Here is a 13,149-nt window from a genome sequence, read left to right as displayed (position 1 = left end):
GCGTTCGCGGTGAAGGGGTGGTGTTCTGCCCGGCGAGGGCGAGGGACTGGCCTGCGTCGCGAAGGCAAATAGCGGCCCGCGCCGCCGGGTTGCGCCGCCCCGTGCGGGTCGCCGTGCTGTCGGCGTACGCGTCGGCGTGCTCTTGGCCTACGGGCCGGCGTGCTGTCGGCGTGTTGTCGGCATACGGGCCGGCGTGCTGTCGGCGTACGGGTCGGTGAGGCCGCGGTGGCCGGGCGGCGCTGTGTGACTTGGGGCACGGCTGTGTGACGGGGGTGGCACTAGGGTGCATGCGTGACTGCCACATTGAGTGCCGGGAAGACCCGCGCCGCGCTGCGTACTTCGGCGCGCGTGTCCGGGGAATTGCTGCTGGTTCTGGTGATGCTCGCGGTGGTTCTGTGGGTCGTGGGCCGGATGTGGTCCGTGGTCTGGCCGCTCGTGGTCGGGCTGCTGCTGACCACCCTGACCTGGCCCTTCGCCCGGTTCCTGAGGCGGCGCGGGTGGCCGGCGGCGCTCGCCGCCGCCGTGGTGACCGTGGGGTTCCTGGCGGTCGCCGCGGGCGTGGTGGCGCTGATCGCGGTGCCGGTGGCGTCGCAGTCCGGCGAGTTGACCGACGGCGTGGTCGAGGGCATCCAGCGGCTGCGCGAGTGGGCGGCCGGGCCGCCGTTGAACATCGGTGACGCCGAGATCAACAAGGCTTTCGACAGCGCGGTCGCCCGCGCCCAGGACGGCCTCGGCAACATGGTCGGCGCCGTCGTCACGGGCGTCGGCACCATCGTCAACGGCATCGTCACCGCCGTCCTGGCGCTCTTCCTGATGTTCTTCTTCCTCAAGGACGGGCCGCGGTTCCTGCCCTGGCTCGCCCGTCAGCTGCCCGGCCGGCTCGCCACCGACATCCCCACGGTGGCCTCGCGCGGCTGGGACACGCTGGGCGCGTTCGTGCGTTCCCAGGCGGCCGTCGGCCTGCTCGACGCCGTACTGATCGGTCTCGGTCTGTGGGTGCTCGGCGTGCCGCTGGTGCTGCCGCTCTCCGTGCTGACCTTCGTCTCCGCGTTCGTGCCGATCATCGGTGCGCTGTTCGCCGGACTGGTCGCCGTCCTCATCGCGCTGGTCTCCAACGGCCTGACGGACGCGCTGATCGTGCTGGCCATCATCGTCGTGGTGCAGCAACTGGAGGGCAACGTCTTCCAGCCCATGATCCAGAGCCGGGGGCTCGGCCTCCACGCGGCCGTGATCCTGCTGGCCGTGACGCTGGGCGGCAATCTCGCCGGCATCGTGGGCAGTCTGCTCGCCGTACCGGTCGCCGCGCTGCTGGCGGTGGTCTGGAACTACGTACGCGAGCAGCTCGGCGAGCCCGCCCCGGGAGCGGGAGCCGGGGCGGGGCCGGAAGCGGAGCCCGGGGCGCCCGCCCAGTAGGCCGGGTGAAGCTGCGCGAGTCAGGTGGGCCCGCGCGTCGGGCCCACCGCCTACGCTGCGGCGCGGGGCCACGGTGACGCCTCCGAGGAGGACCGGCGCGAGGCCCCGGTGATGCGTCCGAGGAGGACGCCCGGGGCCCCCGCCGCCGGCCCGCTTCACGCGCCGACCACGTCAGATCGTCGCCGTGTCGATCACGAACCGGTAGCGGACGTCGCTCGCCAGGACACGCTCGTACGCGTCGTTGATGCCGTCCGCCCGGATCAGCTCGATCTCCGCGCCGATGCCGTGCTCCGCGCAGAAGTCGAGCATCTCCTGCGTCTCGCGTATCCCGCCGATGCTGGAGCCGGCGAGGGTCTTGCGTCCGCCGATCACCGAGAACAGGTTGAGGGAGATGGGCTCCTCGGGGGCGCCGACGTTCACCAGCGCGCCGTCCGTCTTCAGCAGCGACAGGTACGCGCCGAAGTCGAGCGGGGCCGACACCGTGGAGACGATCAGGTCGAAGGTGCCCGCGAGCTTCCCGAAGGTGGCCGGGTCGCCGGTGGCGTAGTAGTGGTCGGCTCCCAGCTTCAGTCCGTCGTCCCTCTTGCGCAGCGACTGGGAGAGGACGGTGACCTCGGCGCCCAGTGCGTGCGCGATCTTGACGCCCATGTGGCCGAGACCGCCGAGGCCCACGATCGCGACCTTCTTGCCGGGGCCGGCGTTCCAGTGCCGGAGCGGGGAGTACAGGGTGATGCCGGCGCACAGCAGCGGTGCGGCCTCGTCGAGGGACAGGCCCTCCGGGATGCGGACGACGTAGTTCTCGTCGACGACGATCTTCTGCGAGTAGCCCCCGTGGGTGGGCCGGCCGTCCTTGCCGATGGCGTTGTACGTGCCGACCATGCCACCGCCGGTGCAGTACTGCTCCAGGCCGGCCTCGCAGTTGCCGCACGCGCGGCAGGAGTCGACCATGCAGCCGACGCCCACACGGTCCCCGACGGCGAACCGGGTGACCCCGGGGCCGACCTCGGAGACGACTCCCGCTATCTCGTGGCCGGGGACCATCGGGAAGATCGCCTCGCCCCAGCCCTCCCGGGCCTGGTGGATGTCGGAGTGGCAGATGCCGGCGAACTTAATGTCGATCAGCACATCGGACTCACCGACCGGCCTGCGCTCGATGGTGGTGCGCTCCAGCGGAGCCTTCGCGGCGGGTGCGGCGTACGCGGCGACAGTGGTCATGCCGAGGGTTCTCCTAGAGGTCGGGTGCCCGGCCGCCTTCCGTCCGGGCACGCGTCCAGCCTGCCCGAAGGGCGGGCGTTCGCCCAGGCCATGGTCCTGCGTACGTTCGGCGTGCGTACCACTGGCGGGGTCAGGCTCCCCGTCGTACGACCGGGAATACTGGACGCATGGACATACAGCCCGAACCCGCCCGGGAGCCCGGTGCCGGCCTGGACCGGCGCGCCGAGCTCAGCGAGTTCCTGCGCACCCGGCGGGCCCGGCTGCAGCCGGAGGACGTGGGGCTGCCGCACTACGGGCGGCAGCGCCGCGTGCCGGGGCTGCGCCGCGAGGAGCTGGCGCAGCTCGCGGGGGTGTCCGTGGCGTACTACACGCGCCTGGAGCAGGGCAACGGGCGGAACGTGTCGGCGGAGGTCCTCGACTCGATCGCCCGCGCGCTGCGGCTGACCGACGCCGAACACGCGCACCTGACGCGTCTGGCGAAGCCGAAGCAGCACAAGAAGAAGGCGGCGGCCCGGACGCAGCAGGTGCGGGTGGCGCTGCGGCAGCTGCTGGACTCGTTCGACGGCGTACCCGCGTACATCACCGGCCGGCGTTCGGACATCCTCGCCTGGAACCGCATGGCGGCGGCCGTCTTCGGCGACTGGTCGAAGCTGCCCCCGCAGGAGCGGAACTGGGCGCGGCTGGTGTTCCTGAATCCGGAGTACCGGGACCTGTACGTGGAGTGGGAGCAGAAGGCGACCGACATGGTCAGCCATCTGCGCATGGACGCGGGCTGCCATCCGGACGATCCGCGGCTGTCCTCGCTGGTGGGCGAACTGTCCGTGAAGAGCGAGGAGTTCCGCCGCCTGTGGGCCACGCACGACGTGAAGGAGAAGAGCCACGGCGTCAAGCACCTGCGCCATCCGCTCGTCGGTGAACTGACGCTGCAGTTCGAGTCGTTCCGCCTGAACGACGGCACCGAGCAGTCGCTGGTCACGTATCACGCCGAGCCGGACTCGGCGTCGGCCGAGGCGCTGCGCCTGCTGGCGAGCTGGGGCGCGGACGCGACCCGGGCGGGGAGCGGTTCGCACCGGGAGGGGAGCGTATAGGCGGGGCCGACGGGCCCGACGCCCGCCCTGCTTCTTCCCCTCAGCCCCCTGGGCTTTGCCCTGCTCCCGCACGCGCCGGTCGCGCCGCGGGGGCCCGTCCCCCTGCCGATCGACGAATCCCCCATGTGACGCCCCGTGTCATGCGATGACCTCCTCCATCAATGACCTCCTCGATGACCCTCGTCGATCGATGGCCCCTTGCCCATCGATGACCCTCGTCGGTCGATGACCCTGGCCAGTCGATGCCCGCTGTCGATCGGTGACCCTCGTGGATCGGTGGATTCCCGATTGTTGGATTGGCGCTCTCCGGGCTTGGGCAGTGAAGTCCCGCAGCATGTGACATGACCACGCCCACCCCCCACCGGAGGTCGACCATGCACTCGCGCTTCTTCGCCCACGGCGTCACCGCAGCCCTGACAGCGGCCCTCACCCTGGTCGGCGGCCAGGCCTACGCAGGGACGGACGCCCCGGACGACCGCACCGTCGCGGCCCGTGTCGTCACCTACGACGCCAGTGCCTCGGCGGAGTTCAGGGCGGCCGTCGACCGGGGCGCCGCGATCTGGAACGAGAGCGTCGACAACGTCGAACTGCGCCCGGTCGCCGCCGGACAACGCGCCAACATCCGCATCCTGGCCGACGACGGCTGGCCCCGCGCACTGACCACCTCGCTCGGCAACGGAACCGTCTACATCGGACGGGAAGCCGTCAACGAGGGGTACAACACGGTTCGGATCTCGTCGCACGAACTCGGCCACATCCTGGGCCTGCCGGACCGCAAGCCCGGCCCGTGCACAAGCCTCATGTCGGGTTCCAGCGCGGGCGTCTCCTGCACGAACCCCTACCCGGACTCCGCCGAGAAGTCCGAGGTCGAGGGCAACTTCGGCGCCCTGCTCACCGGCCCGGCGGGTGCCCCCCACCGCACGCTGACCGTGAACTGACCCCGCCGCCCGGTGCGCGGGGACGGGGAACGACCCGTCTCCACGCACCGGAGTCCGGTCCGGCCGGGCCCTGCGTCAGGGCGGTCGGGAAAACGCCGCTGCCGCCCCGGAGGCACCGGGACGGCAGCGGCAGACGGACTGCGGAAGGGGTGGGCCGGCGTCAGACCGCCGAGCCCGCCTTCCACTGGTCCCAGCTCATGTTCCAGCCGTTGAGGCCGTTGTCCGGGGAGACGGTCTTGTCGCCGGTGTTCTGCACGACGACCACGTCACCGAGGATCGTGTTGTCGTAGAACCACGCGCCCGGCGTGTTCGGGTCCTTCGCGCCCTTGGCGTCCTGCAGACCGATGCAGCCGTGGCTGGTGTTGACGCTGCCGAAGACGCCCGGACCGCCCCAGTAGTTGCCGTGGATGAAGGTGCCGGAGCCCGTCAGGCGCATGGCGTGCGGTACGTCCTTGATGTCGTACTCGCCCTTGCCGTCGTCGTCGGTGAAGCCGACGGTGGCGCCGTTCATCCGGGTCTCCTTGAACTTCTCGGAGATCACCATCTGGCCTTCGTACGTCTTGTTGTCGGGCGAGCCGGCGGAGATCGGGATCGTCCGGACGGTCTTGCCGTCCTGCGTGACCTTCATCTGCTTGGTCTTCGCGTCGACGTACGAGACCTGGTTGCGGCCGATGTTGAACGTGACCGTCTTCTGCTGGACGCCGTAGACGCCGTCGGCTCCCTCGACGCCGTCCAGGGCGAGCTTCAGGGTGACGGTCTGGTTCTCCTGCCAGTAGTTCTCGGGGCGGCAGTCCATGCGGTTGGCGTTGAACCAGTGGCAGGCGACCTCCTGGCCGCCGCTGGCGCTGACGGTGATGCCCTGCTGGACGGCCGTCTTGTTGGTGATCGCCTTGTCGAAGTTGATCGACACGGGCATGCCCACGCCGACGGTGTTGCCGTCGTCCGGCGTGAAGTTGCCGATGAAGCTGTTGTCCGGGGAGACCGTCGTGAAGGAAGCGTTCTCGTGGGCGGCGCGGCCCTCGGAGTCCTCCGCGGTCGCCGCGAGCTTGTACGTGGTGGCGCGCTCCAGCTGGACGGTGGGCTTCCAGCTCTTCTTGTCGGCAGATATCTCGCCGGCGACCGTCGCGCCCTCCGCCGTGGTCATCGTCACCTCGGTGAGCGTGCCCTTGCTCACGCCGACGGTCGCGGAGTTGTTGATGGAGGCGTTGCTCGAGCCGTCCTTGGGTGTGATCTTGATCTGGGCCTCGGAGGTCTTTTCCGCCGCCGCCTCGTCCACCTTGGCCTGGGAGGAGGCGTCACCCCCCTTGCCCCCGTCGCCGGCCCCGGCGTCGCCGCCGGAACAGGCCGAGAGCACCAATACTCCGCCGAGCAGTGCGGACGCGACCGTGAGGCCCTTGCGCCGCTTACTGTCCGTCATCACACGCTTCTCCATCGTTGCCGAAATCCGATAACCCCGGGAGTCCCCGCCAAGAGCTTTCAACGCTACGACCGTTTCATCCCGTTCCACATGGCTCTGATGTGTGGGGCACACCACGTTGCCTGAGGGCCAGTGGGTGCTGGGGTCGGTCTGTGCGCCCCTTGAGACGACGAAACCCCGGGTGGCGGTTGCCGCCCGGGGTCACGATTTCCCCAAGCGGCGTCAGCCGACGGCCTCGGCCTCGTCGTCCTGCGCGCCATCATCCTCGTCCAGGTCCCAGTCGGGCGAATCAGGGTCGTAGTCGATCCGCTCGCTGCTCCACGAAGCCTGCTGGAGCTCCACCCCCGGCACTTCGCTGACCAGGTCGAACGGGTCGATGAGCTGGGCCAGGGCCTCCGCGGTGTCTTCCGTCACAGCCCGCTCGGCATGCGCCCTCTCCCCTTCGGGGATCTCCGGATCGTCCGCCACCCGCCCGAGCGCGGCCCCGGTCACGGCGGCCTCGTCCTCCACCTCGAGGACGAGTTCCACCCGCACGCGCACAAAGCGCGACGTCTCTTCAGTGCTCATGGCCGCAGCGTACGGCCAGGATCCCGTGACGTGTCGGTGACCCACGCCTCGGGACTTCACACACCACCGGAACGACCGTCGCCACCGCGGACAGCACCCCAGCGGCCACCAGCCCCACTGGCTCAGTTGCCGCAAGGCCCCACGCCCCTCAACACCCGCTCACCGCGGGGGTTAATATCGCCCGCACGGCCAATTCGCCAGCGCCACAAGGGGATCGATATTCCGTGTCATCCGCTCGCCGAACGTTGCTGACCGCCACCGCCGCGGGCACCCTGCTGGGCGCCCTGTGGTTCGTACCGTCCGCGAACGCGTCCGTGGACACCCCGGGCACAGCGGAGTCCGCGGCGAGCGCCGCGCCGCAGGTCGCGCCGCAGGTCACCACGGAGGCGCGGGTCGCTTCAGCGGAGTCCGCGGACGGGGTCGCGGAGCAGGTCCGGCTGGCCGACACCGGCAGTTTCGACAGCACGCCGTACGTCATCGGCGGCACGCTGTTCCTCACCGTCGGCGCGGGCTTCGTGGTCTATTCCGTACGCCGCGAGCGCCTGGGTTTCTGACCCGCCCGGCAGTCCTGCAGAAGGCTTCGGAGGGACGCCTGTCCAGCGGGTCCCGCGCGGCGCGGTGACCGGCGGCGCTGCGGGGACGCACGTGCGCCGCACGGCGTGAGTCCGGGCCGCGCGACCCCTCAGCGCAGCGGCCCCGTCACCGTTTCCGCCGCCGCCACCAGCCGCCCCTCCCGCACGAAGGTTTCCGCCGCCGCCAGGTCCGGGGACAGGAAGCGGTCCGGGCCCGGGCCCCGTACGCCCGCCTCGCGCGCCGCCTCGATGACGGCCCGCGTGGCCGGGGCCGGGGTGAGGCCCTCGCGGAGTTGGATCGCGCGCGTCGCGGCGTACAGCTCGACGGCGAGGACGCGGGTGAGGTTGTCCACCGCGGTGCGGAGTTTGCGGGCCGCCGACCAGCCCATGGACACGTGGTCCTCCTGCATCGCGGAGGACGGGATGGAGTCGGCGGAGGCCGGGACGGCGAGCCGCTTCAGTTCGCCGACCAGGGCGGCCTGCGTGTACTGGGCGATCATCAGACCGGAGTCGACGCCCGCGTCGTCGGCGAGGAACGGCGGGAGGCCGTGGCTGCGGTTCTTGTCCAGCAAGCGGTCGGTGCGGCGTTCGGCGATGGAGCCGAGGTCGGCGGCGGCGATGGCGAGGAAGTCGAGGACGTAGGCCACCGGGGCGCCGTGGAAGTTGCCGTTGGACTCCACCCGGCCGTCGGGCAGCACCACCGGGTTGTCGACCGCCGCCGCCAGTTCGCGTTCGGCGACCAGGCGGGCGTGGGCCATGGTGTCGCGGCCGGCGCCCGCGACCTGCGGGGCGCAGCGCACGGAGTAGGCGTCCTGGACGCGCGGCGCGTCGTCCTGGTGGTGACCGGTCAGGCCCGAACCCGCCAGGACGGCGGCCATGTTGGCGGCGCTGGCGGCCTGCCCGGGGTGCGGGCGGATGGCGTGCAGTTCGGGCGCGAGGACCCGGTCGGTGCCGAGCAGGGCCTCCAGCGTCAGCGCGGCCGTGACGTCGGCGGACCGGTACAGCGTCTCCAGGTCGGCGAGGGCCATGATCAGCATGCCGAGCATGCCGTCGGTGCCGTTGAGGAGGGCCAGGCCCTCCTTCTCGCGCAGTTCCACCGGGCGGATGCCGTGTTCGGCGAGCAGCTCGCCCGCGGGGCGCACCACCCCGTCGGGGCCCTCCGCGTCGCCCTCGCCCATCAGTGTGAGCGCGCAGTGGGACAGCGGCGCGAGGTCGCCGGAGCAGCCGAGCGAGCCGTACTCGTGCACGACCGGGGTGATCCCGGCGTTGAGGACGTCGGCCATGGTCTGCGCGACCTCGGGGCGCACCCCGGTGTGCCCGGAGCAGACCGTTTTGAGGCGCAGGAACATCAGGGCCCGTACGACGTCCCGCTCGACGCGCGGGCCCATGCCCGCGGCGTGCGAGCGGACGATGTTGCGCTGCAGCTGGGCGCGGAGTTCCGGGCTGATGTGCCGGGTCGCGAGGGCGCCGAAGCCGGTGCTCACGCCGTAGACGGGCTCGGGCTTGGCCGCCAGGGCGTCCACGATCTCGCGGGCCGCGGCGAGTGCGGTCACGGCCTGGGACGACAGCTCGATGCGGGCACCGCCGCGCGCCACGGCGAGCACGTCGGACGCGGTCACGCCGGACGTCCCCACCACCACAGTGTGCATATCCATATTCAGGAGCGTACGCAGTGAATTCGAAACTGTCACTACTGGCGGGGGGCTTCACCCCTTACGCCCTGCCCCGGTACATCCGCTCGTCGCCCCGCTCATTCCGGGGGCGCGTGGCGGCCCCGGAACCGGCGCCGTTCGCCGTTCCCCTCCCCGGGCGGCGTGTCGGCGAGCCGTACCACCGGGTCCGGCGGGCCCTCCCGCCCGGCGACCACCGGCGCGGCGGCCCGCACGGCCTTGGCCCGGTACTGGGCCGCGTCCGCGAGCCGGAACAGCCGGCGGGCCGAGCGCACCTCCCCGATCGCGTCCCCGGTGGAGGCGACCCCGCAGGCGACGCCCTCGCCGAGCTCCAGTCCGGCGGCCCGGCGACAGAGTTCGCCGGCCGCCTCCACGACCTGGTCCGCGGACGGCCCGACCACGAGCAGACAGAACTCGTCGCCGCCGAGCCGGGCCGCGAGCGCGCCCGGCAGTATCGCCCCGCACAGCGACAGCACCGACCCGAACCGCTCCAGCAGGCGGTCGCCGACCGCGTGCCCCTGCGAGTCGTTGACCCGCTTGAGCCCGTTCAGGTCGCAGACGACGAGGCTCACGATCACGCCGTCCGCACGGTGCCGCTCGATCGCCTCCTCCAGGCGTACGTCGACGGCACGGCGGTTGGCGAGCCCGGTGAGCGCGTCGGTGAACGCCAGCCGCCTCGCCTCCTCGATCCGCTCGGTCTGCGCGAGCCCGGCGGCGACGACGGACGCCAGCACCGTCGCGAAGTCCGCGTCGGACCGCGCGAACACCGGCTCGCCCGCCGGACGCGCCACATACAGCTCGCCCCAGGCACGGCCGTGCAGCACGATCGGCGCGACGACGCAGCAGCCCCGGCCCCGGCGGCGCAGCGCGGCGACGCGCTGATGGACGTAACCGGGCCTACGGCCGGTTTCGGGCGCCGGCCCTTCGACCGTCTCGACCCAGGCGTCCGGCTTCCCGCCCCGCACCCACCGCTCGTGCAGGAACTCGGTGATCTCCGGAAACCGGTGCACGGGGTACGCCTCGTCCTGCGGGAACTCCTCCTCGCCGGCCGCCCGGTGCCCGACGTTCAGCAGGACGCGCAGCCGGCCCCGCTCCCGCTCCCACACCGACAGCGCCGCGAAGTTCCCGCCGAGCGCGTCGCACGCGCCGACGGCCGCCGCCCGCCACGCCTCCCGCTCGTCGTGCGCGGCGGCCATGCTCTGCGCCAGCGCCACGACGGCCGCGAGCCGTCTGTCCTCACCCATCACTCCAGGCTAGGGACAATCAGGGCGAACCGGGATGTCGGCATTCGCCCGTCGCGCCGTTCGTACGGGTCACGAGACCGCTTGACCGTGGTGCCGCCGGTCACTCACCCGGCCACTGCGGCGGACGCTTCTCGTTGAACGCCGCCACGCCCTCCGCCCGGTCCCCCGAGAACGCCACCGAGCGCCAGGCCGCGTCCTCGACCTCCAGGCCGGCCCGCAGGTCGAGACCGTGCCCGAGCCGCAGGGCCCGCTTGGCGGCCCGCAGCCCCACCGGGGAGTTCGCCGCGATCCGGGACGCCAGCGCCAGCGCCTCCGTCCGGTCCCCGCCCTCGTCCACCAGCTCGTCGACCAGTCCCAGCTCCCGCGCCTCCGCGGCCTCCAGCCGCCGCGCCGAGAAGATCAGCTCCGCGGCCCGGGCCGCGCCCACCCGCCGCGGCAGCAGCTGCGTGCCACCGCCGCCCGGGATGACACCCACGGACACCTCAGGCAGCCCCACCACGGCCGTGCGGTCGGCGACGATCAGGTCGCAGGACAGGGCCAGCTCGAAGCCGCCGCCCAGCGCGTACCCGTGCACCGCCGCGATCGTCGGCATCGGCAGTTCCAGCACGCCGGTGTACGCGGCACGCGCGACCGGACGCTGCCGCACCAGGTCGGCGTCGGTGAACGAGTTGCGCTCCTTCAGGTCGGCCCCCACGCAGAACGCCCGCTCGTGCGTCGAGGTCAGGACGACGACGCGTACGTCCCGGTCAGCGCCGAGCGCCGAGCAGGCGGCGGCGAGGGACTGGGCCATGCCGGTCGAGACGGCGTTCATGGCCTTGGGCCGGTCGAGTGCCAGCTCCGCGACGTGCTCGTGCCGTCGCACCAGCACGAACTCCCCGTAACGCTCCTCGCTCACGGCACCGTCCCGACTCATGACACCCTCCCGGTTAACGCGGGTTAACAACGTCGGCTCGATCATCGCAGCCGGACCCGCCGCGCGAAACCCCGGGCACGTCCGGCGTCCGCGCCCTGCCGGGGCCCACCCGTTCGAGTGACGTCCGGTCAACATCACGCCCTGTAACCCACCCGTCTCATAGCGTGCGATCAGCGCGGCGCATTGGGGGGCGCCCGGACATGGGGAGGGAGCACGATGACCACGGACACGCCGGGGGCGGCAGACACCACGACCGGGAACACGGCCGCGAGCGAGGCGGGGCCGCCCGCATCGGCGGCGGGGGCGGCGACGCCGCCGCCGCGTGGCCGTCACCGCCGCCCGCGCTCCCGCAGACCGCTTTTCGCCGCCGCCTGCCTCGCGCTGGCGGCCGGCGCCCTCGCCCTCGTACGGCTGACGTCCGAGTCGGGGGTCGGCGGCATGGGCGTGGCGGCAGCGGCACCCGGACAGGACTCCGTGACCGCCGCGGGCCGGGCGACGACGCGTCCGGGCAGCGTCGCACCCGGCGGAGCGGGCTCCCGCCCGCCCGGCGGCCCGACCGGACACGGCGGTCCGGACGGCGACGGCACGGGCGGCGACGGCACGGACGGCGGACCGCGGCGGGACCGCGGCACCGCCACGGCGGACGCCAGCACCCCCGCGCACGGGACCGGAAGGGGCACGCACCCGACGGCCACGGTCCCGTCCCCTCGCCAGAGCCGGGAGCAAACCACCGCCCCGGTGCCTCCTCGGCGCACGGAGACCAGCGAGCCCCCGCGTCAGAGCCCGGCGCCGTCACCTCCGGAAGCGGACCGTGCAGGACTCTGCGTACCGCTCATCGGCGTCTGCCTGATCCTTCCCGAGGGCGACCGGCCGTAGGAGACGGCGCGCCGGGGCACGGGAACAGCCGTGAGGACGACCGGCCGTCTCATCCCGCCGCCGGCGCTCCCGGGGCCCCGTTCGAACCGGCCGCCCCGTTCCGCCTCGACAGCAGCCAGGGTTCGACCACGCCCAGGCCACGCACCGGGCGCTGCCACATCGGCTGGAGGGCGCAGCGGTAGCTCGGGGGCTCCTCGCCCTCCTTCTCCGCGGTGGCCGCCGCCTCGGCCGCCGCCGCTTCCGAGGCGGGCGCGTCGCCGGTGCGGATGAGTTCCTCGGCGAAGGCGCTGTCCACGAGCACGGTGTCCCGGGGCGCTATGGAGGTGAGACGGGAGGCGAGATTCACGGTCGTACCGAAGACATCGCCCATCCGGGTGGTGACCGTGCCGAACGCCATGCCCACGCGCAGCTCCGGCATGGTCGCGTCCTGCGCCATGGTCTCGATGAGGCGCAGCGCGATCTCGGTGGCCGTACCGGCGTCGTCGGCCACGTACAGGACCTCGTCGCCGAGGGTCTTGATGAGCCGGCCGCCACGGGCGGCCACCAGGTCGGCCGCGGTCGTCTCGAAGGCCTCGACCAGTTCGCCGAGCTCCTCCTCCTCCATGCGGCGGGTCAGCCGGGTGAAGCCGACGAGGTCGGCGAAGGCGACGGCGAGACGCCGGTCGACCATCTCCTCGTCGTCGGCGGCCTGCACGACGCGGCCCGCCGACGCGGCGAGCTGCCGCCGCCACACGTAGACGAGGAACTCCTCCAGCTCGGGCAGCAGCAGCTCGACGATCGGGTACGTGACCTCGGTGCGCGTCATGCCCGGCTCGGGCGGCTCGGTGAGGCCCTCCAGGAAGGAGTCGATCTGCCACTCGGCGAGCCTGCCCGTGGTCTGCCCGGTGGAGCGGGCCACCTGCACGGCCATGGCCTCGCTCAGCAGGCCCGCCTCCACGAGACCGGCCAGGCGCCGCAGCGCCAGGACGTCCGCCTCCGTGAGCGCCTTGGCCTGCCCGACGTCGGCGAAGCCCATGGCCCGCCAGAAACGGGTGGCCAGTTCCATGGTGACGCCCGCGCTGCGCGCCGCCTGGAAGGGGGTGTAGCGGCGCTCTGCGCCCAGGATGAGCTGTTCGAGGCGCAGCGCGAGAGGGTTGTCCTCACCGAGGTCGGCGGGGTCGGGGTCGACCCGGCCGTGCGCGCCGGTGTCGGAGCCCGAGTCGTCGACGGTCACGCCTGTTGCCCTTCCGATCTGCC

At 72.5% G+C, this 13,149-nt stretch carries 12 protein-coding genes; 5 read left to right on the top strand and 7 right to left on the bottom strand.

Annotated elements, in window-relative coordinates; translation table 11 throughout:
- Nucleotides 1-291: 291 nt before the first annotated feature.
- Complete coding sequence (locus ABZ354_RS21605) at nucleotides 292-1,413, top strand: AI-2E family transporter (RefSeq protein WP_358659070.1); 1,122 nt, start codon at nucleotides 292-294, stop codon at nucleotides 1,411-1,413.
- 171 nt (nucleotides 1,414-1,584) lie between these two features.
- On the opposite strand, the gene ABZ354_RS21600 is transcribed toward ABZ354_RS21605, so the two are convergent.
- Nucleotides 1,585-2,628: an NAD(P)-dependent alcohol dehydrogenase gene (locus ABZ354_RS21600; RefSeq protein WP_358659068.1), complete on the bottom strand. Its 1,044-nt coding sequence runs from the start codon at nucleotides 2,626-2,628 to the stop codon at nucleotides 1,585-1,587.
- Nucleotides 2,629-2,795: 167 nt separating this feature from the next.
- Here ABZ354_RS21600 and ABZ354_RS21595 point away from each other — a divergent pair, with 167 nt between their 5' ends.
- Both ABZ354_RS21595 and ABZ354_RS21590 read left to right on the top strand, forming a co-directional pair.
- Nucleotides 2,796-3,716 carry a helix-turn-helix transcriptional regulator gene (locus ABZ354_RS21595; RefSeq protein WP_358659066.1) on the top strand — a complete coding sequence of 307 codons (921 nt, stop codon included), beginning with the start codon at nucleotides 2,796-2,798 and terminating at the stop codon, nucleotides 3,714-3,716.
- Nucleotides 3,717-4,090: 374 nt separating this feature from the next.
- A complete protein-coding gene (locus ABZ354_RS21590; RefSeq protein WP_358659064.1) occupies nucleotides 4,091-4,654 on the top strand; it encodes a snapalysin family zinc-dependent metalloprotease in 564 nt (187 codons plus the stop codon).
- Nucleotides 4,655-4,814: 160 nt separating this feature from the next.
- Here ABZ354_RS21590 and ABZ354_RS21585 read toward each other — a convergent pair whose 3' ends face one another.
- Complete coding sequence (locus tag ABZ354_RS21585) at nucleotides 4,815-6,071, bottom strand: Ig-like domain-containing protein (protein WP_358659062.1); 1,257 nt, start codon at nucleotides 6,069-6,071, stop codon at nucleotides 4,815-4,817.
- A gap of 222 nt (nucleotides 6,072-6,293) precedes the next feature.
- Entirely contained in the window at nucleotides 6,294-6,638 is a 345-nt protein-coding gene (locus ABZ354_RS21580; protein ID WP_358659060.1) for a hypothetical protein, read from the bottom strand.
- 224 nt (nucleotides 6,639-6,862) lie between these two features.
- Between ABZ354_RS21580 and ABZ354_RS21575 the strand changes: the two genes are divergently transcribed.
- Nucleotides 6,863-7,192 carry a hypothetical protein gene (locus tag ABZ354_RS21575; protein WP_358659059.1) on the top strand — a complete coding sequence of 110 codons (330 nt, stop codon included), beginning with the start codon at nucleotides 6,863-6,865 and terminating at the stop codon, nucleotides 7,190-7,192.
- 128 nt (nucleotides 7,193-7,320) lie between these two features.
- On the opposite strand, the gene hutH is transcribed toward ABZ354_RS21575, so the two are convergent.
- The 3 genes from hutH to ABZ354_RS21560 form a co-directional block, all read right to left on the bottom strand.
- The gene (hutH, locus tag ABZ354_RS21570) at nucleotides 7,321-8,859 is read right to left on the bottom strand and encodes a histidine ammonia-lyase (protein ID WP_358659177.1); all 1,539 of its coding nucleotides are present in this window, start codon (nucleotides 8,857-8,859) and stop codon (nucleotides 7,321-7,323) included.
- 101 nt (nucleotides 8,860-8,960) lie between these two features.
- Nucleotides 8,961-10,124, bottom strand: coding sequence for a sensor domain-containing diguanylate cyclase (locus ABZ354_RS21565; protein WP_358659057.1), 1,164 nt, complete (start codon nucleotides 10,122-10,124; stop codon nucleotides 8,961-8,963).
- A 100-nt stretch (nucleotides 10,125-10,224) separates the two neighbouring features.
- Entirely contained in the window at nucleotides 10,225-11,037 is an 813-nt protein-coding gene (locus tag ABZ354_RS21560) for an enoyl-CoA hydratase-related protein (protein ID WP_358659055.1), read from the bottom strand.
- A gap of 216 nt (nucleotides 11,038-11,253) precedes the next feature.
- Here ABZ354_RS21560 and ABZ354_RS21555 point away from each other — a divergent pair, with 216 nt between their 5' ends.
- Entirely contained in the window at nucleotides 11,254-11,913 is a 660-nt protein-coding gene (locus ABZ354_RS21555) for a hypothetical protein (RefSeq protein WP_358659053.1), read from the top strand.
- A 49-nt stretch (nucleotides 11,914-11,962) separates the two neighbouring features.
- Here ABZ354_RS21555 and ABZ354_RS21550 read toward each other — a convergent pair whose 3' ends face one another.
- Complete coding sequence (locus tag ABZ354_RS21550) at nucleotides 11,963-13,126, bottom strand: adenylate/guanylate cyclase domain-containing protein (protein WP_358659052.1); 1,164 nt, start codon at nucleotides 13,124-13,126, stop codon at nucleotides 11,963-11,965.
- Between the last annotated feature and the right edge of the window lie 23 nt (nucleotides 13,127-13,149).

Origin of the sequence: Streptomyces sp. NPDC005925, from assembly GCF_040638805.1 — a bacterium.
Taxonomy (GTDB): domain Bacteria; phylum Actinomycetota; class Actinomycetes; order Streptomycetales; family Streptomycetaceae; genus Streptomyces.
This window is presented reverse-complemented; position numbering and strand designations above follow the sequence as displayed.